At 69.4% G+C, this 21,302-nt stretch carries 8 protein-coding genes; all 8 read right to left on the reverse strand.

Annotated elements, in window-relative coordinates:
- Positions 1 to 141 precede the first annotated feature (141 nt).
- The 8 genes from RKE25_RS13550 to RKE25_RS13585 all read right to left on the reverse strand — a co-directional run bounded on the left by RKE25_RS13550 (position 142) and on the right by RKE25_RS13585 (position 21,013).
- Entirely contained in the window at positions 142 to 13,260 is a 13,119-nt protein-coding gene (locus RKE25_RS13550) for a filamentous haemagglutinin family protein (protein WP_311838634.1), read from the reverse strand.
- A gap of 378 nt (positions 13,261 to 13,638) precedes the next feature.
- Entirely contained in the window at positions 13,639 to 13,950 is a 312-nt protein-coding gene (locus RKE25_RS13555; RefSeq protein ID WP_311838635.1) for a hypothetical protein, read from the reverse strand.
- A gap of 59 nt (positions 13,951 to 14,009) precedes the next feature.
- Positions 14,010 to 14,633 carry a hypothetical protein gene (locus tag RKE25_RS13560; protein WP_311838636.1) on the reverse strand — a complete coding sequence of 208 codons (624 nt, stop codon included), beginning with the start codon at positions 14,631 to 14,633 and terminating at the stop codon, positions 14,010 to 14,012.
- 11 nt (positions 14,634 to 14,644) lie between these two features.
- Entirely contained in the window at positions 14,645 to 16,393 is a 1,749-nt protein-coding gene (locus tag RKE25_RS13565) for a putative porin (protein ID WP_311838637.1), read from the reverse strand.
- Between the two features lie 77 nt (positions 16,394 to 16,470).
- The gene (locus tag RKE25_RS13570; RefSeq protein WP_311838638.1) at positions 16,471 to 17,154 is read right to left on the reverse strand and encodes a TonB family protein; all 684 of its coding nucleotides are present in this window, start codon (positions 17,152 to 17,154) and stop codon (positions 16,471 to 16,473) included.
- A 10-nt stretch (positions 17,155 to 17,164) separates the two neighbouring features.
- Positions 17,165 to 17,572: a biopolymer transporter ExbD gene (locus tag RKE25_RS13575; RefSeq protein ID WP_311838639.1), complete on the reverse strand. Its 408-nt coding sequence runs from the start codon at positions 17,570 to 17,572 to the stop codon at positions 17,165 to 17,167.
- 13 nt (positions 17,573 to 17,585) lie between these two features.
- A complete protein-coding gene (locus RKE25_RS13580; protein WP_311838640.1) occupies positions 17,586 to 19,370 on the reverse strand; it encodes a DUF2341 domain-containing protein in 1,785 nt (594 codons plus the stop codon).
- 74 nt (positions 19,371 to 19,444) lie between these two features.
- The gene (locus tag RKE25_RS13585; RefSeq protein WP_311838641.1) at positions 19,445 to 21,013 is read right to left on the reverse strand and encodes a ShlB/FhaC/HecB family hemolysin secretion/activation protein; all 1,569 of its coding nucleotides are present in this window, start codon (positions 21,011 to 21,013) and stop codon (positions 19,445 to 19,447) included.
- Positions 21,014 to 21,302: the final 289 nt, after the last annotated feature.

Consider the following 21,302-nt stretch of genomic DNA (forward strand, 5'->3'; position numbering starts at 1 on the left):
CCTGCCTCGGCCAGGCTGCTGCACCGTTATCGCACTCCCTGTCGGATGGATTTTCCCTAAGCACCGGACAAAATCCGGCCGAGGCGTTTCCCGGTTGGGAAACGCTCCATGTTCGGCCGGAGATGGACCGGTTATCGCGGCTTATTGCGCCAGCCGCTTGCGCTCTTCCGGCGTGAGCCGCTCCATGGCGCGCGAACTCAGCATGCCCCCGCCCAGCACCTGCACCGGACTGCTCGGGTCGTAGCGCAGCGAGGCACCCTTGCCGCTGTCGAGACTGGCGCTGGTGTCGCCTGCGCCCAGCACTTGCACCGAGATGACCGACGGCAGCTTGCTGCGCGCATCGTCCTGCTGCTGCCGCGCCATGTCCTCGGCCGCCTTGCTCACCGCGCTGGCTGCCGCGTTCGCGGCATTCAGGGCCCCGACGTTGACCGACTGCGTCACCGGCACGCCGATCTTCTCGCCTTGCACCTGGATGTTGTCGGCGTTCGCCACGCGCGCTGCGGCCACGATCAGGTTGCCGGACACGCGGATGCCCGCATCGCCCGCATCCACCGTGCCGCGAGGTGCGACCAGGTACACGCTGCCTTCCGGCGCGCCCGGCACGGTCTGCAAGGTGGCGATGCCCGCGCCGCTGACCTGGCCGCGCGCATCCAGACGGCACCAGGCGTCCACCGTGCACAGGTAGGTCGGCGGCGGGATTTCGGCCGTCGTCTTGGCGCCCTGGCCCGCGTTGATGTCGCCGTTGGAACTCCAGATCACCAGGTCGCCGCCCTGTTCGGTGAACACGCGGCTCTGCGCCAGCAGCACGCTGCGGTCGGTGAACAGGCGGATGTCGCCCTGCTCCAGGGTGAGCACGCCCATGGTGTTGGGCCCGGCCAGCACCTTGCCGCTGCTGTCGGTGATGACCGGCGGCGCCGAGGCGCTGCCCAGCAAGGCCTGCCCGCCGGGGCCGAGCACGGTGACGTCGCCGCCCTGCTGGGTCTGGATCGTGGTGCTGCGCAGATCCAGGTCGCCAGTATCGACCGTCGCCTGCGCGCCGTTCAGTCCGCCCTGGCCCGCGCCGTTCGCGGTGTAGCCGAGGCTGGCCGGGAACAGCGTGCCGATCGCCGCATAGCCGCGCGCGTACTGGCCGAAGTACGGACTGCTGCGATCGTTGTAGTCGGCGCCGACCTGGGCCAGCACCTTGAACAGCGCGGTGGAGACGAATTGCCGCTGGACGTAGTCCGGTTCCTGGTCGAACAGGCGGCGCGCGTCCGCCGCCGTCAACTGCACCGTAACCTGGTCCTGCGCGTAGCCCGTGTTCACCGCGCGCCCGGCGACGCGACGTTCCATGAAAGCCACGAGGTCGGGCATCAGGCTGCCGACGCCGGCTGCCGCGGAGTCCACATAGCGCGCCATGAAATCGGCAGTCGCGACGCCCGGGCCGACGCCGTACAGCACGTTGATGTCCGCGCTCGCATGCGGCAGATACGGGTCGAACTGGTTGCCGACCGTATCGATACCCGTGCTGCCGGTTTTCTGCAGCGACACCGTGCTGGCGGTTTCCGCCTGGCTGGTCAGCGGACCGATGTTGCGCCCCGCCTCGACCAGGAAGCTGCCGGGACCGCCGAGCAGCAGCGCCGAGGCGAGCTGGTAGCTGCCCAGATCCGTCAGGCTGCCCGCGAGGAAGGTCTTGTCGACCGGCAGGTCGTAGATGTCGCGGCCGGCGGATACCAGCGTGACGTCCGCGTCGTGCGACTGCTGGCCGAGCAGCGACAGGTTGACGATGTCCCTGCCCGCCCGCACCAGCGCCGGCTTCCCCGGCGTCAACTGCAGCGAGCGGTATTGGAAACCGGCCGGCGACGGGATGCCGTCGACGATGTCGCCGTGGAGCGCATACAGGCGCACCGGCGACGCATCGTCCGCGTGGAGCGGCGTCTTGGCGTGGACGATGGCGCCCGACAGCTCGGGACTGTCCAGATACCCGCGCAGCCAGAGCCAGCTGAAGCCCGAGCCGAGCGTCTGCTCGCCGGCCGGATACAGCGGCGAAGGCAGCAGGCTGGCCGGCGCGTCGATGAGACCGAAGCCGTAGGTGCTGGTGCCCGATCCATCCTGCATCGTGGACACCTGCTGGCTCAGCCGCACGTCCTGGTCGGCGAGCACGGTGAGGTTGCCCTGCGCCGACGGATACAGCGCCCCTGCACCGCGGATGTCCACGCTTCCCGCCGGCGCGGTCAGGCTCAGCGTGGCCGGCAGGATGGCGCCCGGGTTCTTGATCGCCTGCTCGCTGCCGTAGTCGAACAGCGCGCCCGGCAGGCGCAGGCTGTCGAAGACCACGTCGCCGCCGGTGCTGGTCGCGGCGAACGACGAGGCGGCGCTGTAACTTTGCGCATCCCCATGTCCCGCCGGCAGGAGTGCCGCGGCCGGCGAGCCGCTGGTCGCATCGACGAACAGATACGACGGGTTGTAGACGCCGCCGATGTCCGCACCGGTCCGCGCCCGCACATCGAGCTGCGCGTCCTGCAGGGCGAACAGGGTGGAAACCGGCGTGGACAGGCCGGCATAGCTGAAGTCGGACGCCGGCGCGGTGTAGCGGAAGTCGGCCCCGATCGCACCGCCGGACTCGATGCGGCCCTGGCCCTTGGCGACGAAGTAGGTGCCGCTGAGGATGTCGCCGCCCGCGCGCACGTCCAGGTTGCCGCCGCCATAGGTGGTCACGCTCTGGCCGTCCGCGTTCGCCTTCCAAGTGGTCGGCAGCGATACGGAGAGCTGACGGATGTCCCCGCCCGCGTTCACCGCCACGTTGCCGCCGGCGCTCATCACGCCCTGACCGAAGTTGGCGAAATTGATCGAGGACGCCGAACCGTCGGCCGCATTGGCCGTCTGCATCCACGGCCACCAATACGGCGAGATGTCGGTGCCGGCCAGCTTGGTCGCCGAGCCGTCCGTATCCACCACGCGCTGGATCGCGTTGATGTCGCCCCGCGCGCTCAGGCTCAGGTCGCCTCCCTGCTCGGGATTCACCTGGCCCGTGCTGAGCAGGTAAGGCATGTTGGCGAGCGACGAGGAAAGCTGCTCCGGTCGGATGACCGCCACGCCCGTGTCCGCGCTCGTGCCCGGGGCCGGCGTGCCGGCCGTATAGACGGCCGCGGGCGCCGCGGCGTCCAGCCAGTTGAGATTGCCGCCGCTGGCGATATCGATCGAGCCGCTGCCGGTGCGCACTACGTTGGGCAGCAGCAGGGTCTTCCCGAAGGGCGGATCGCCCTGCGCGGTGGTGAGCGTGTCGACCACGCCGAAATGGCCATCGAAGTTGACGTCGCCGGCGCCGGCGACCGTGGAGAGCGGGTCAGCTGCATCGGCCCGCGCGCCCGCCACCAGCCGGTACGACGTGCTGGAACCGCCCAGCAACGTCGCCGAGGCGAACGAGGCGGGGCTGCCCAGCGACGGCATGTTCGACGGACCATTGTTCGCCGCGCTCGCGGGCACCGGCACGGTGCCGCCGCCGGCGGGCTTGGCCGGATTGGATTTCGGTGCGAAGGGAGCGTAGAACAGCTGCGTCCCCGCCGACACATTGCCGACGCCGGTCGGCGCCGGACCGGTGCCGGACACGTACTTGAAGTAGTCGCTGTGGCCGCCGATGTAAGTCGCGTAGTTGGCCGTGTAACCCGTGTAATCGCTATCCAGCGGAAGCAACAGAGGCGGCGGCGTGGTAATGCGCTTGGCGACCGGATTGGTGGCGAAGTTGCCCTTCAGCCACGACTGATAGGCCGCGACGTAATCCTGATAGACCGGATAACTGGCGGGATTGATCTGCGGCAGCGTACTGGGCTTGTAGGCCAGGAAGCCCCTGGCCGTCGGCCCGCCGACACGGTTGTAGGTATAGGCCCAGGCACTCGTCGTCGTGCCGTCGCCCACCTCGCCGATGTACGCCTCATAGTTGGCGTAGTAATCGCCCGACTGTCCGGCCAGCGGCGCCTGCAGCGCCTGATAGTACGGATCGCTCGCGATGCTGACGGTGCCGCCGCCCGGCGTGTAGCCCTGCGCGGCCGAACCGTCGCGCAACTTGATCGTGCCGTTCCAGAGTCCGCTGGCATCCAGGAACTGCTGCGATTTCTGGTAATCCGCCAAGGCCTTCGCATAGAGCGGGTCGGCCGGGTCGGCCTTCGGCGCGAATGGCGCATAGAACAACTGCGTGCCGGCGGCCACGGTACCCACGCCAGTGGGCGCGGGACCCGTACCGGACACGTATTTGAAGTAGGCGTTATGGCCGGTGATGTAGATCGCGTAGTCCGCGGTATACGCCGTGTAGTCGCCATCCAGGGGCAGCAGCAGTGGCGGCGGCGTGGTAATGCGCTTGGCCACGGGATTGGTGGCGAAGTTCTGCTTCAGCCAGGACTGGTAGGCGGCGACGTAATCCTGATACACCGGATAGCCCGCCGGATCGACCTGCGCCAGCGTGCTGGGGTTGTAGACCAGGAAGCCTCGTGCCCCAGCTCCGCCAATGCGATTGAAGGTGTATGCCCAGGCGCCGCTCGTCGATCCGTTGCCGACCTCGCCGATATACGCCTCGTAGTTCGTGTAGTAGTTGGCCGTCTGCCCCGTCAGCGGCGCCTGCAGCGCCTGATAGTAAGGATCGCTGGTGATGCTGATCGTGCCACCGCCCGGCGTATAGCCCTGCGCGGCCGAGCCGTCGCGCAGCTTGATCGTGCCGTTCCACAAGCCGTTCGCGTCCAGGTACTGCTGCGAGACGTTGTAGGCGGCGAGTGCATCGGCATAACCGTGGTCGTCCACCGGCGGTGGCGGCAGCGGCGGATCGGCCAGCGCCGCGCCGCTGTTCTGCTGGTAGAAGCCGTCGGTAATACTGGCCTGCACGTCGAGATCGCTGGCCGCGCGCACCGTCAGCATCGGCGCCATGCCCTGGTAGCGGTAGGCCAGCGCGGCGCTGCCGTCCGCCTGCGTGGTGCCGGCGCCGAGGTTCCAGTTCGTCAGCACCGCGACGTCGCCGCCACGCGTGCCATCCGCCGGATTGACCAGCTCGATGCCCGGGCGCAGCTGCAGGTTGGCAATGCCGGCATAGCGGTCGCCGAAGGCGTAGCCGGGCTGCTGCACGTACCGCATCAGGGTGCCGGGGCCCTTGCTGGCATCGCCGTCGACGTAGCCGTAGAAGCCGGCATGGTCGCCATTCGCCCGTTTCGGGGTGAAGTAGTTCTTCTCCAGATATGCCTTGAGCTGCGCGTCGTCGGCGGGCGCGGGCAGCACCTTGCCGCTGGCGTCGGTCCAGGTGCCTTCGACCAGGGCCGGCGTGCCGCCGTTGTTGGTGGCATACCAGCCGGCCGGATCGATCAGGCCGTCGAAATGCTTGGACGGATCGGACGACGCGTCCTTCGTGCTCCACCGCGCATAGGGCTCCAAGGTCACCACGCGCGCGCCCTTGATGGACGAACCGCCGCCGTCCACCGCGATGCGCACGTCGCCATCGGCAAGCAGCGGTGCGCGCAGGCTCACCGAACCGCCGGAGAAGGCGTCGGATGAACCGCCGGAAACATCGATGCGCGCCTGCGGACCGAGATGGATATAGCCCGAGTCGGCGTACTGCACGTTCTGGTAGCCGTAGCCGGCGTTGAGCGTGCCGTCGCTGCTGCCGCCCGTGCCGATCACCACGTCGCCGCCGCGCTGCGCGGCGATGCTGCTGGTGGCGACCAGGTTGCCTTCCACGTCCACGCCGCGCTCGCCGTACAGCTCGATGCGGCTGCCGGACGGCGCGGACGCGTCGACCGTGCCGTCGATCGACACCGTGCCGCCGGCGGCGCTGAGATAGACCTTCTGCGCGCGTAGCGTGTGGCCGTTCGATAAGTGCAGGTCGCCCGCGCCGGTCGTGAGCTGGAACAGACCGGTGGCGCCGGCGTCCGCGGCCAGCTGCGCGGTGGCATCCAGGTCCATCGCCGTGCCGCTGCCGAGCGTCAGATAACCGCCCCGGTAGCCGTCCCTGGCCTGGCCGCGCAGCGTGCCCGCCAGTGCGAGCGCCGCGCCTGCCTCGGCGTCCAGGCGGCCTGCATCGCCGCCGCCGGCCGCGCCGGCGAAGTCCAGCGTGGCGCCCTGTGCGAGGCTGATGCCGCCGTGGTCGGCGATCATCCTCAGCGCACCGCCCGCTGCATACGTCGTGGTGTCGAAGAAGATCTTGTTGATGCCCGCGACGGTGAGCAGCGCGCCGTCGTTCACGGCGACGTCGCCGCGCGTGGCGTGTATGTCCAGCATGCCCGCGGGCGCAGCCACGGCCGTGCCGATCGACACGCTGCCGCCGCTCAGGCTCAAGGCGCCGCCCAGATGTCCATCCGGGATCGCGCCAGCGCTGCCGCCTACGTTCAATGCGCCGGTCGTGGCCAGCGTGGTGTCGGCGCCATCGCCGGCGAGCAGCCACGGTGTGGTGAGGTTGACATCGAGGCTGCCGAAGTCGAAGCGCCCCGTGCCCTGCCCCTGCATGCCTTGCGAGGCGGTGGCGGAGAAGCCCCCGAAGCCGCGCAGACCGGTCGTGCCGGGGCCGAAGTCCACTTCGTTCGCGTGCGCCGTGAACTGGCCCGCCCCGGTGGCGAAGCTGCCGTTGGCCGCGCCCAGGTCGTTGGAAAGAGCGAGCTTGCCGGCCTCGATGTCCACCGTGCCGCCGTCGCTGGCGAAGGTACCGGCGCTGAGGTTCAGGTCATGCGCCAGGTCGATCCGCACGTTGCCCAGGAAGTTCATGTCACCGCGGCTGCGCAGCGTGACGCTCTGCGCGCCGCGCAGCAGGTCCAGCGTGTCGCGGCCGATCACGAAGCCGCTCGGGCCGGCAGGCGCGACTGCGCCGTCGCCGAGAAAGGTAACGAGGTTGCTGTTGGCGTCGATCGCCTGGGCAGACAGAGCCGCGGAAGGATCGATCGAGGTGGCGCCGGTGGCGTCGAGCGTGAGCGCCGCGCCACCGTCGATGCGCGCGCCGGACGCGATGGTCAGCGCGCCACCGGCCTGGGTCGAGAGGCTGTTGCGCACGATGCCGGCCGCGCCGTTCTGCGAGACGCGCAGCAAGGCGCCGTCGCCGCTCACGGCAGGCGTCGCGCGACCGTTGGCATCGGTGCCCGCGGCAGCGCCGAACACCAGCGGCAGGCTGTTCGTGCCGGTGCCCTGCCCCGCGGCCCGCAGCACGCTGCCCGTTTCCAGCAGCACGCCCTGCGCGCCGGGCCTGGTGCCGCCGTTGGCGGCGAGCAGGATCTCCGCGCCCTGCAGCGGGTGTGCGGCATCGTTGGCAAGCACCACGCTGTCGGCGGTCACGCTGACGTGATCGCCGTCGTCACCCGTGCGGCGCGTGCCGCCGAGCAGCAGGCTGCCGGCGCCGAGCGTGCTGAGGCCGTCGGCGGAAAGCGCCAGATAACCCTCGCGCGCGTTCGCATCGGCGCCGACGACCTGGATGGCCTGAGCCGCGATGTCCACCTGCGAACCGCGTCCCCCCTTCGCAGGCGCCGCGGTGAGTGCGGCGCCGAGGTCGAGCGTGCGGGTGGCGGCGAGCGCCAGGCGGCCCGCATCCGCCGCGAGCGCGGGGGCGACCTTGCCGGCCTTCTGCGCGAGATTGGCGAAGAACGTATCCGCATCGCTCAGGCGATATTGCGAGTACTGCTGCCACACGTCGCCCGACTGCACCAGGAAGGTGGTGTTGCGCGCATCGCGCGCGCCGCTCAGCGCGTCGGCGAAGTAGCCGCCGATCGCGAGCGTGCCGTCCGGCTGCACCGCGCTGCTGCCGAGCACGCTGTCCTTCGCGCCCGTGTCCTGCACCACGCGATAGGCGCCCGGCAGCGTCGCGTAGCGCGCCGGCAACAGCGTGTAATAGCCCGCGGGCAGGCCCGGCGCGCCGGACAGATAAACCGACTGGCCCACGGAGGGACCGTCGCCGCCCTGCTTGGCGAACGCCGCGTCGTACGCGGCCACCGGCGCGCGATAGCCCGGCACGATCGCGTAGACCGCGCGGCCATCGGCATACTGCGGCACCTGCGTGCCGGCGGCGCCGCTCTGGTAGCTGGTGCCGTACTGCGCCAGCACGTCGCGCGTGCCGCCAATGCCGGCCACCCATTCGGCCGCCTGCAGATGACCGCCCCCGGAAAGATCGATGCCGGCGCCGGCATCCAGCGCGAGATCCGCACCGTTGAGCGCGATCTGCTTGGACGGCGGCGCCGTGAGATCCGGCGCGGCCTGGTACGGGTCGGCGTCATAGCGCCATTGCACACCGTCGATCGTGCTGCCGTAGGGCACGGTGACGCCCTCGAGCGACACCGAGGTGAGACTGCCGGGCGCCAGGTGCACCGACTGCGTCGCGGCGAGCGGAAACAGCGCGGGATCGGCGCCGAGCGTCGCCGCCTGCGCGGCCGCGTCGGTCACGCCGAGCACGAGGTTGCCGGACGGCGCACGCAGCGTGCCTTGCTGTTCGATGCGGTTGGCGCTGAGCAGCAAGCTGCCGCCGGCCGACAGCGGCGTGCCGCCGCGGCCGTTGGGCAGGATGCTCAACGTGGTTTCGATCGCGTTGCCGGCGGCATCTTTCAGGCCCGAGCCGTTGGCGACGACGGCGAAGCGGTAGTCGGTGGCCGGGTAGAGCTGGGCGGCCTTGAAGCTGAGGTCGCCGGTGCTGAACAGCAGGCCCGGGCGCGGCTTGCCATCGGCATAGGCCAGCAGCGCGGGCGCCTGGAAGCGGATGTCACCCGCCGATTCGAACGAGGCGTTCGCCCAGCGTTGCAGGTTCAGCCAACCGCCGATATCGATGAAGTCCGCGCTGATCGCGAGCTTGCCGTCACCGGCCATCGCGACCGGTGCGGCGGTCGGCACGACGCCTCCGGTGAGATTGACGTAGGGCGCCGCGATGCTGACCTGGCCGTTGCCGGCCATGCTGTCCGTCGCGCCGGCGAGCGCTGTCGCTCCCGCAGGCAATGCCTGGATCGCCGCGGCGTTGACAATGAACGCGCGCCCGAGCGCGAGATGGACGTCGCCGGCGAATCCCAGGGGTACGGGAGCGGCCAGATCGACGTCGCCGCTGACGGACGGATCCGGCCCGATCACCAGCGTGCCGATGCCCGAGCCATCGAGCCGATCCGCAGCGAAATGCACGACGCCGGATGGCGCTGTGCTCTCGATGGCGCCGTCGACCGAAGCGCCCGCCGGCACGAAGAGACCGGACTGCTGGATCAGCACGCCGCTCGCCGAGGGTGCGGTGCGCTGGGAAGGACGCCGCGCCAGACCCTGCAAAGTGAGCGTGCCGCCCTCCGCCTCGTCCGTGCCGCCGGCCGCCTGCAATTGGCCGTCGAAGTACAGGCCCGCGGCGGCGGCGAGCGTGATGCTGCCGCCGTCGCTCCAGACCGGCGTGTCGGGATACGAGATGCCCTCGCCGAGGCCGGCGTTGCGCGCCGGCAGGGCGAAGCGGTCAGCCGCGCCAGAGACGTCGATGCGGCTGCCCTTCTCTGCCACCAGATAGCCGCCGCGTGCTTTCAGCGAGACCTCGCCGCCGTCGAGCACCACGCCCGTGCGCGGCACGCGCGGCGTGCCGTCTGCGCCGGCCACGGCGGCGGCCCAGAGGTCGATCAGCGCCGTGCCGGAGGCATCCAGCACGGCGGAGGCGCCCAGCCACACGCGCGGCGTCACCGTGGGCAACCCCACTTCGCGCACCAAGGCATTCGTGCCGATGTCGATGCCGCCGCCGTGCGCGGTCAACGCACCGAGCACGACGGTCGATTGCGTGCCGGCCAGCGCGATGTCGCCGCCAGCATCGACCGCGATGCTGGCGCCGTCGCCGACGGATACCGAACCGGTCACGCCCGCGTAGGCCGGCGCGCCCTTCGAGGGGTCCAGCGGATTGGCCGACCAGTCCAGATATTGGCCAGCGCTGAGCGTGAAGCCCGGGCCGGCAGCGGCATCGCGCGTGACGTAGCGATGGTAGGCGTCGAGCGCGCCCACCGTGGCATAGATGCCGGCCGGATGCGCCGCATCGCTGGCGTAGAGGTCGCTGCCGGTCGGCGCGGCGAGGAGCGCCTGGTAATCGGGCAACAGGTTGCCGCGCGTCACGCGCACCTGCGCGCCCGGCGCGATCACGCCGTCGGTGATCGCGGTCAGTGCATAGCGGTCGAAGCCGCGCCCGGCGAAGAAGCCAGGCTCCAAATACAAGCCGTTCGCCATCGGCATCGCGGAGCGATCGCCGCCGACCTGCACGTAGTTCGCCTGCAGCGACAGCATGCCGCCGCCGCTGAAGCCATAGCCCAGCAGCGTGCCGTCCAGACGCAGCGCGCCGCTGTCCAACGCCTTGGCCTGCTGGAACTCCGCTTTCACGTTGCCGTAGGTGGCGAGGCTGATGTCGCCCCCGCTGCCGACCGGCACGCCGTGCTCTAGCTTCACGCGTGCATCGGCCCCGACGTAGCCACCGCCGGACACGTCCAGCGTGCTGCCCGCGTCGAGCAGCACGGAGCCCGTGGCGTCCGTACTGTTAGGTCCGATTGCCGCGTTCGCGGTGAGCGTGATCTTGCCGCCGTCGACGTAGCGGTCGCCGATGCGCTGGTCGGCGGCCAGCCCGCTGTCGTTCACCCACAGGCCGCGCGTGCTGAGCGTGGCGCCGTGGCCGATGGTGATGTCCGAGCCGAGCGCGCTGCCATCCGCCGCGTGCATCGCGGGCGAGTCCTGCGACGACCGGTTAGTGACGATGTCGATGCGGCCCGAGGCCGCCGTGATGTCGCCCAGCACCGTGACGCGGCTGGCGTCGAGCGACACGCTGCCGCCGGGCCGCACCTCCAGCGACGTGCCCGCCTGCTGCAGAATCTGCGCGCCGCTTTCGCCGGTGGACAGCTTGACGTTGGCGAAACCGCCATCACCGAGCATCTGCGTGGAGATCGGCAGCCACCAGCGCAGGTCGCTGTCGTGCGCAGTGTCCGCCGGCTGTGCCGCGGTGACGGTGTCCCATGCGGTATCCGCGTCGAAACCGGGCGCGAGGCCATCGAGCGCGAGCGAGTACTGCTGCAGCAGGATGCCCGGCGCATAGTTGTAGCGCGTGTCCAGGCCCACCGGCGACACGGTGAACTCGAACGAACCGCCCGTCGGCTGCTTGCCTTGCCCGACCTGGTTGCGGCCCGCGAAGGCCTGTGCGGTGACGTCGCCGTCCAGCACCAGCGCGTGGCCGGCCTGCACGTCCAGCGTGCCGGCGTCGCCGCCGGCGATGAAGCCCGGGTCCCAGCGCCGCGAACCGGCGAGCAGGCCGTTGTTGTAGGTCTGGCTGATGCCCCAGCGCACGTGGTCCTGCGTGTATTGGCCGGCGAAGCCGACGTAGGGCATGTCCGGATCGGCGGCCGCGATGTCGTACACACGGCCGTTGGCGCCCAGCAGGTTGGGCGTGGTCACCCAGCCGGCCTGGTAGGACAGGAAGCCGCCGTCCAGGTTGAGCTGCGAGCCCGAACGGACGATCACCTCGCTGCCGTGCAGCGACAGGTCGCCGCCCTTGGTCATCAGCTGCTCGACCGTGCGCGGCACGTTCTCCACGTAGCCGGCGACGTTGAGGATCGGACTGCCGACCCAGTCCAGCCCGTCCGCGCGCGTGCCGCTCTGCGTGCTGTCCACCACGACGTTCTTCTGGGTGTACAGGAAGCCATTGCGCAACAGCGGCGAATTCGCCAGTTCGTTCTGGCCGATGCGCGAGACATTGACCAGCAAGGCCGACATCGGCAGCACGACATTGGCCAGGCCCGACACGTCGACGACCGCGCCGCCTTCCACATAGACGCGGCCGGCGGTCGGCGACGGGTCGGGCGTATAGGCATGTGCCGCGATGGTCACGGTGGCGCCCGGCGCTTCCAGCAAGGAGCGGCCCTGCAAGGTGACCGTGGCGCCGTCCAGCGTCACTGCGCTGCCTTTGAAGGCGGCGTCGGCCGCGGCGCTCGACGAGGTGGTGCTGCCGTCCTTCTCGGGCAGTACGGCGGTCACCGATCCCGGCGCCAGCACGAGCGCGCCGCCGCGGGTGAATGCCAGGCTGCCGCCACTGCCGTTGGCCTGGTCCCGCGCGTTGAGCTCGATGCTGCCCGGATAGGCGACGCTGGTCGACGCCAGCGTCACGCCGGCCTGCGTCACGTCGTGGCCGAGCAGGTGCACGCTGCCGCGGCGGGCCTGGACCAGGCCGGTGTTGACCACGGTGCCGGCGGGCGCATCGAACGAGGAACCCTCGTTCATGCTGGCCACGAGCAGGGCGGTGTTGCCGCCGTCCGCGCCGGCCGCGTTGTAGAACGACGTGCCGCCGGCCAGGATGGCCTGCCCGTCGTCCGTCACGATCGCACCCGCATTGGCCACGTGCGGCGCGGCGACCAGGGCGAAACCCTGCTTGCCGGTGGTGATGCTCGCGCCCTTCTCGATCACCACGTCGTGGTTGCGGCCGTCCGCGAATGCGCCGTCGACCAGCAGGCCGGTGGTGGAGGCCTTGTCGGCGATGCCGCCATTGAGGAAACGCGCATTGCTGGTCGCCACGTCGCCGCTGAACAGGTTCAGCGAACTGGCCAGCAACGCATGCGTGTTCACCTGGCTGCCCGCGCCGAACAGGATGCCGTTGCGGTTGAGCAGGTAGACCGAGCCTTCGGCCTTGATCTGGCCCAGGATCTGGCTGGGCTTGCCGCTCGGGTCCTGGATGCGGTTGAGCGCGATCCAGTCGTTGCCGCCGCTGGACTGGTTGCCGCCGCGCTGGTTGAAGTACAGCGTGGTGTTGCGGCCGACGTTGAAGCTGTCCCAGGTGAGGATGGCCTTCGACGCGGTCTGTTTGACCTCGACCGTGGTCTTGCCGGCGGCCACCGTCTGCACCGGTGCGTTGGCGTTCTGCCACAGCGCGGGGTTGCGCACCGCGTCCGCCGACACCTGCAGGCCGCCCGCGGCGATGCCATCGGGCACGTTCGACGCCAGCTGCTGAGCCGCCTGCTGCGCGGCCTGTTGTGCACTGAGCTGCGCGGCCACCGCCTGCGCGGCCTGGTTGAGGTTGGCGATCGACTGCTGCACCACGCGCTGCTGCAGCAGCTGCGGCGCGTTCTGCACGGAAAGATTATTCGGCACCGGCGCCGGCGCGTTGCCGGCCGGCGTGCCGGCCTGTCCACGCTGCGCGGCAAGCCAAGCCTGGCTCAGCACCGGCGGATTGCCCGCATGCGCCTGCACCGCCGCGCCCATCGCCAGCGCCGCGGCGATCCACTGCGCCAGCGGGCGCCGCCCGGGTACGGCGGGTCGTGTGTTGCCGGAAACCTTCGCCGAATCGACCGCCTTGATCACGCGTTTGCCTCGTTAGCTTGGATCGCGCGGCGCCGGGCCGCGGCTTCTTCCGGTTAGACCTTCAGGGAGATGAAGGACTGAACTGTTGTCACGGAAAGTTCATGGGAATGGCGGCCTCCGCGGGCCGGGTGAAACGAGTGCGTCACGAATCCCGCAACACAGCTCCCTCTCCCCTCCGGGGAGAGGGTTGGGGTGAGGGGAGAGGGTTGGGGTGAGGGGAACCTACGGAGCGCAGAAGCAGATGCCTCAACACCACGTCTCGCTTTGTAGAACCTCTCCCGCGAGCACCCGCCCCTCATGCGGCTGTGATCGAACGGCATCCCCGTGGGACCGCCACCTTCTCTCCGGAGGGGAGAAGGGTTCCATCGTGTGGCGCTTTTAATGACCACCGACCGCTCCCGGCGGCATCAGCCGCGGATACGTCGGCGCCGGCCGCTGCGGAATCACGCTGCGCCCCAGGTTGGAGCCCATGCGATGTTCCAGTGCCGCCGCGTTGTATTGGCCCACTTGCCGGTTCGAAGGCTCGCCCGCCACCGCATCGAGCATCGGCGGCGGCGGGCCGGCGCGCTTCGCGCCGTTTCCGCCGAGCTGCCGGCTCAGGCAGTCGTAGGCCAGCACCGCGTGCTGGTTGACGCTGACGTCGACGCAGTTTTCCGCCGGTGTCTCCTGCGCGGAAACTTGTCCGGTCAACACACACAACCATCCAACCAGGCAGCGCCGTGACCATCGCACGCGCGCCGCCCTGGCGTTCACGGCTGCCGCCCCGCGGGCGCCACGTAGCGCTGCTCGTACAACTTGTCGCCGTACGCCTGCGCGGCGTTCTCCAGCTTCACGCGCGCGGATGCCGCGAACGGCTGGCGCGCGCCCATCACCGTGCCCATGTCCACGTGCACGTAGGCGTCGAGAATTTCCTGTCCGACTTCGTACAACTTCTGGTTGCGCGCGCTGCAGGTACCGAGTGCCTGCTGCGCTTCGAGCAGCTGCGCCTGGACGGCGCCGTCGCGGCCTTGCTGCTCCTTGAGCTTCGCCGCGGCGTCGGCGCTTTCCTGGCGCGCCTGCTGCAGCGAGGCCTCCGCCTGTTGCCGGGCGCTGCGCTCGGCGGCCACTGCCTTGCCGCCGTCGGCGGCGGCGCGCAAGCGATTCAATTCCGCCTGCGCCTGCTCCAGCGCTTTGCGCGCCTGATCGCGCTCGCCTTCCAGGCCGGCCTTCTGCGCCTGCCAGGACGCCTGCTGCCCCTGCAGCTCCTGCAACTGGCTGCGCGTGTCGCGCAATTGCGTACGGAGCTGTTCCTCCAGGCTTTGCGCAGGCGCGGATGGCGCCAGCGCCAGGGCGGCGACGGCGACGGCGACGCACGCGCGGGTCATGATCTTCATACGCGCCTCCCTCAGAACTTGCTGTTGATCTCGAGCTGCACCACGTCGATCGACAGCGGCGGGCCGAAGACTTGCTTGGCGTTGAAGTAGCGCGCGGACAGCCAGGTGCGCTCAGCGATGCCGTAGTCGGCGCTGACGATGAAGCCCTTGGCGTTGGTGCCGCCCAGGTGGAAATTGGGATCGGTCAGGCCGTCGAGCACCGCATCGGGCTGCAGGTACTTGTAGCCGAAGGCGACGTTCCAGTCGTGCGCCTTCATCGGGCTGGGATTGCCCAGGATGCCGCGCAACAGCCAGCCCACCGCGCCGCTCTTGTAGGCACCGGTCTCCGTGGGCGAACTCGCCGCCTCGTAGTTGTTGACCGGCTGGCCCAAGCCGTCCGGATAGCGTTTGAAGGCTTCCTTCTCGTGATAGGCCATGTTGCGCACGTAGTCGGCCTGCACGCGCACCGGCGTGCTGCCCACGGCGAAATCGAACTGGCTGGCGAGGTTGAGCAGGTGATAGTCGTAGGCCAGGCCCACCAGCTGCGGCTGTGCGTAATTGCCCGGCGAGGCCGGGTCCGGGACGATGTTGCGCAGCAGGAACACCGAGTTGCCCTTCTGCATGTACTGCGGGGCATCGGCGTCGGTGCTGCAGAAATTGATGCCGGTGTAGATCGGGCATGGCTCGGAAAGACGGCCGCGCATCTTGTCGTAGTAGTAATAGGCCAGTGCCGCGCTCCACTGCATGTCTTCGTCGATCTTCCAGTGCGCGCCGAGCTGCACCGCCGAGAGCCACTTCTGGTCGCTGCGGTTCTTCTGGTAGCCGAATGCCTGCGACGGCGTGTCGTTGCCGGCGTACTGGACGGGGAACAGGCCGCCGTTGACGAAGCCATCGATGTCACTGCCGAGCTTCCAGTGCCCCTGCCCCGCGATACCGTCGAAGTTCAATTCCGGCGAGTAGATCAGGTCGGTGACGAAGAACGGATTGGCGAAGCGGCCGGCGACGATCGCGCCCCACTCCACCGGCTGCCAGCGCAGCCACGCGCGGTCCAGCCACAGGTTCTTCTTGGCCAGGCCGCCACCCAGCGCCTGCGTGGTGGACACGGGATTGTTGTCGTTACCCGAACCGATGCGCACGCCGGCGGTGACCGTGTCGCCCAACTTCACATCCACGCCCAGATGCGCCTGGATCGACAGGATATTGGGTCGGTTCTGCTGCGTGTTGGCGATAGGCGGATTGACGCCGCGGCCGATCTGGTTGACGTCGAACGGACCGCCGCGGTTGAGCGCGGCATAGTCGATGAAGTACGGCGAGTTGCCGCGGCTGAAATAGCGGCCCTCGTCGCGCACGCGCAGGTCGCCCGACCACGCGATGCGGTCCAGCCATTCCGGCAGCGCATCTGGCTGCGCCCAGTGTTCGCTGCGCGCCTGCGCGATGACTTCCTGCTTGACCTGTTCGCGGATCTCGTTGCGCACGCTCTGTGGCACGTAGGGTACGCGCACGTCGCCGGGCTGCACGCCGTCGTTGGCGGCGACTGCCGACGAAGCTTGCGTCTTGCGCGCCTGCTCAGCTTCGGCATTCGCCTCGGCGATCAAGCCGTCCGCGTCGGCCTGTGTGATCAGCCCTTTCTTCACCATCAGCCGGATCAGGTTGATGGTGGCGTTGGACGACGGCGCCGCGTTCTGCGCGAGCACGGCCGGCGCACTGCCGGCCAGCAGCAGGCCGATGGCCAGGCAGAGCGCGCGGCGGCGTTGCGGTTGCTTGGAAAACCTCGAATCCATGGGGTACTCCGGGGAAAGTGGCGGCGCGCGGCGGACCGTCGCGCGCAACAAGGGAAAACCGTGGTTCGTGCGGGCGCTCATACGGGGCGCCTGCCGCGGATGGAGGCGCGCACGGGCATGCTCATGCGCGGCGGTGGCGGGCTGTCGATGCTCAAGCCGCGCAGCACATCCAGCAGCGCTTCGTCGGTGGCGGGGGCGCCGCTGGGACTGAGCATCTCGGCGCGAGTGATGCGGCCGCTGGCGTCGATCCACAGGTTGACCTTCACCTCGAACACCAGCCGACGCGTGCGCTCGTCGCGCTGGATCGCCTGCTGCAGCGCATAGCCGAGGTATTGCTCGTACGACGAGCCGCCGGCACCCGTACCACCGCTGGCGCCGACCATGCCGCCGCCGTCGCCCGCGCCGATATTGAAGCTGTCGTTGCCGGCCTGCGCCGGGCCATTGATGGTCACCTGCCTCGCCACGTCGGGCGCCTTGGGCGCTTCCACCGGCTTGGCCGGTTCGTTCGGCTTGGGCAGTTCCTGCTTGGTCTCCTCGAGCTTCTTCGGCTCGGGCGGCTTTTCCTTCGGCGGCGGCGGAGGCGGCGGCAGCGGCGTGATGGTGGCGATGCGCGGCGCCTCGCGGCGCACGCCCACCTGATGCCCGGCGAAATGCCACACCAGCGCACCGGCGACCAGCAACGCCGCGATGCCCACGAGGCGGCCGCGCCAGCGGCGCCAGCCGCCCGGGTGCGGATGCGGACTCTGTTCGGTTGCGTTCATCGCGCCCCCGTCAGCCCGGCGACTGCCTGCCGGTGACCAGGCCCACCTGCGACAGGTCCAGCCGGCGCAGCAGGTCGAGAATGTCGACCACCTTCTGGTACTGCACGTTGGCATCGCCCTTCACGATGATCGGGAAGTCCGGCGTCAGCGCCTTCTGCGTGCGCAGCCGCGATTCCAGCTCGCCGAGCGTCACCGGGAAGGCGTCCAGGAAGATCTGCCCGCTGTCGGAGACGGTGATCGCCTTGGTCTGCGGCTTGGCCAGGCTGACCGAAGCGCTGGCCTTGGGCAGGTTCACCTTCACGCCCTGCACCGAGGCGGTGGTCATGATGATGAAGATCACCAGCAGCACGTACGCCAGGTCCAGCATCGGCGTGATGTTGATGTCGTCGTAGGGCTTGTCGTCGTCCTGCACGTGCATGGCGGCGTCCTCCTCAAGCCGCCGCGCCGGCGTCGGCGTCGCGGTGGAGTTCGGCCAGGCGGGTGACGAATTCGTCCACGAACACCTGCATGTTCGCGGTGACCGCCTTGTTGCGCGTGAGCAGGTAGTTGTAGCCGAACAGCGCGGGGATCGCGACGAACAGGCCGGCCACCGTCGCCAGCAGCGCGGCGGCGATACCCGGCGCGATCGCGTTAACGTTGACGTCGCCCGCCGCAGCGATCGCCGCGAAGGTGATCATCACGCCGACCACCGTGCCGAGCAGGCCGAGGAAGGGGCCGCCGGAGATCGCGATGGTCAGCATCACCATCGAGCGCGCCAGTTTCTGGTTCTCGCGCACCAGGGTGGAATCCATCACCGCGCGGATCGCCTCGATCGATTCGGTGGCGATGACCAGGCGGCCCTTGGCGTCCTTGCGGCGCCACACTTCTTTCTTGCCGATTTCGTAGAGGCGATAGAGCGAGGAGTCGCGCAGGTCGCGGGCGTTCTCGCCCAGGCCGAGCAGGTCGGTGCCGAGGTCGCGGAAACGCGCCAGGAAGCGCTCGTTCGCGGCGGTGACGCCGCTGACATAGCGGCCCTTCCGCCACATCACCACCCAGGAGATCGCCGCCATCACCAGCAGGATGGCGATCACCACCCAGGCGTCCATGGTCACCGATTTGACGATGATGCCGAAGTAGCCGAAGCCGGCGCCGGACTTCTTCTCGTCCTCGCCGTACTGCACCAGGCGCGATTCGGCGCCCTGCGACAGCGCGTCCAGGCCGAGCGCGACCGGCGAACGCGCCACGCGCGACAGCCGCACCTCATCCATCAGGCCGAGGAAGTTGGCCAGGCCCTCGCCCTGCCCCGCCGCGTCGCCGCCCAGCGTGGCGGCCGTGCCGAGGGCCGGCATCGCGGTGGCCAGCGTCGCGTACTTCTGGCCATTGACGTACACCGTGGCCTGCTGCGCGTCGAAGGTCACCGCCAGCAGGCTCCACTGGCCGGCCTTCAGCGGTTCGCCCGCGGCGCTGCGCTGCGGTGCGTGGCCGTCGCTCACTTCGACGTACGGCGCGCCGCCATTCAGGCCGATCACCAGGGCGCGGCCGTCCTGCCGGCGGGCGTACAGCGCGGTCGGCGTCGCCGGCACTGCGTCCAGCTTGATCCACGCGCTGAAGGTGAAGGCGCCGCCCGCGGCCTCGTTGAGGGAGGCGCTGGAGGGCAGGGTCAGCACTGTGTTGCCGTCGAAACGGGCGGCCTTGCCGACGATGCCGCCATCGACCGGCTGCACGCTGCCGGATTGCGCGTGGTTGGCATACGCGGTGGCGTCCTTCGGCGCACCCGCGGCGGCTTCCTCGAAGTGGTAAACCAGCGTGTGGTCGGCATCGAACGTGGCCGCGCCGCTGCTCTGCGCCGTGGCCTTGGCATTGCCGTAGTACATCCAGAGGGTCTGCTTGCCGTTGGCCGGCAGCTCCGTCACGTCCACCCAGACCTGGCCCACGCCCATGACCGGGTCGAAGCTGTCGATCTGGTAGTTGAGCGGCGTCTTGCCGTCGGCGGCGATGAAGCGCAGGTCCGCGCCATCCTTCGCGGTGCCGTCGAACTGGAAGTTGCCCGGATGCAGGCGGACCAGCACCGCCGCCCGGCCCGGCGACTGCGGCAGGAGCGCGCCGGTACCGCTGGTATCGAGCGTGATGGGTTTGCGGTACGCCCAGTCGTCGTTCCACCAGGCAGCCTCCGCCGCATGCGCGAGGCGCGGCAGGCAGGCCAGGCACAGCAGCCACGCAAGGATCAGGTAACGCATCGTCGTTGCACCCCTAGACGAGAAGGACGTCGTAATCGAGAAAGAAGAAGGAAGCGGTTTCATGCACCGTCGCCCTACAGACCGGCTTTCACGCTGAACAGCCAGCGCCCGTCGTGGGCGCGCGTGCGGGAGCCGTCCTTGAGCGGATAGGCGTATTCCAGCTCGCCATTGACCGTATCGAAGAGCGTGAAGCGCGTACCGAGGCCCGTGCTCAGCAAGGTGAAGCGGCCGCGCTGCTCGGGCAGCGGATCGATCAGCAAGATGCGCGAGCCATCGACGAACCAGTGGAAGCGCCACTCGTTGACGTATTTGCCGAACCAGGAGGCCACCGACGGCGTGCGCACTTCCACCGAGGCCGAGGCGCCGTTGTCGCCCGTGTCTTCCGCGGAAAGAAAACCGCGCACGCTGTTGGCGCCGCCGGCGGCGAACTGCTCGCTGGAAACCAGCGGCGAATCGGCGAGCTGGCCGCTCGCGCGCAGAGCCAGGGCGACGCCGTCGGCGAAAGCTCGGGTGTAATTGGCATCCAGGCGCACGTAGGCGAAGTTCTGCTTCGCGTTGTAGCGCTGGTTGTCGAACTCGAGCCGGCCGCTGCCCGCGCCGCGCGTGCCGAAGTTGGCGGCAGCGGTGAAGCCCAGCGAGGACACGTCGCGCGTGCGCTGGCCGGTATAGCTCACCGTCCACGGGTAGTAAGTGATCGGCACCGCCGATTGCTGGTCGCCCAGTGTGAGCCGCTGGTCGAAGTGCTTGCGCGATACGCCGACCGACAGCGATTGGCCGTAATCGCCCAGCGTGGGCAGGTTGCGGATGGCCTGCAGGGTCACCGCGTTGCCTTTGCCCAACACCGTGGTGCCGCCGAGTGTGTTGGCGTTGCTGTTGGACTTGTAGCCGGAACCGAGCAGGCTCCATTGCTTGTCCAGCGGCGCGAGATACGACAGCGCATAGACCTCCACCGCATGGCGGTCCTGCGGCGCCACGATGTAGGTGGCGGAAACGGCATGGCCCAGCTGCCACAGGTTGTCGTAGCGCACGTTGCCGACCGCGCGCAGGGGCGGTGTGTCGGCGCTGCGGTCGTTGTTGACTTCGAGGCTGGCATGCAGCGGGTAGCTGTCCTCCACTTTCAGCGTGACATCCATGGTCTGCGGCAGGCTGCCCGGCTTGAGCAGCGGCACCACCTGCTGGCCCGGCTGGCGATTCACCTGCGCGAGCTGCTCCTGCGCCTGCGCGAAGTTCGGCACCCTGCCCTCGGCCAGCGCGGGGACCGCTTCGCGAATGGCCTGCGGCGAGTGATAGCGCGCGCCTTCGACGCGCACGCGTCCGATGCTGTTCTCGGTGACCTTCAGCAGCAGCACGCCGTTGCGCACCTGCTGCGGCGGCACTTCCACTGTGACGGACTGGTAGCCCTTGGCCTGGTAGATCTTCTGCAATGCATCGCGCGCGGCGTGCACATCGTCGAGGCTGCGCCCGGGCCCCAGGAACGGCTCCACCGCCTGCTCGATGTCTACCGCCGGCAGCAGCGTGTTGCCGCGCACGAGGTACTCGTTGACATCGAAGCGCGCCGGCGCGTCCTGCGCGGGCGTCGCGCCTTCCTGCGCCTGCGCGGTGCCGGCCCATGCCAGCGTGATCGCCAGGAGGAGCGGCCGCATGCGGCTCTTCATCGCGACGCTCCGATCCATTCGGCCGCCCCTGTTTCCGTATCCCGGTAGCTAACTCCTGCTGCGTAACCGGTTTGCGACAGACAGATGTCCGATGCGCGGCCCGCTTCGCTCACGGACGGCCAGACGGCTACGCCAACCCGGCTGCTTGAACCCACACGCTTGACGACTCGCACGCACACCTTCCCTGGGGCGCGCCGCACCAGCCGCGCCCAAAGCCCGATCGAGATTTCCGGCGCGCCACGCGGGCGCGCCGGGCGAAGATATCCGGTGGGCATCC

Source organism: Dyella sp. BiH032 (assembly GCF_031954525.1).
Taxonomy (GTDB): Bacteria; Pseudomonadota; Gammaproteobacteria; order Xanthomonadales; family Rhodanobacteraceae; genus Dyella_D.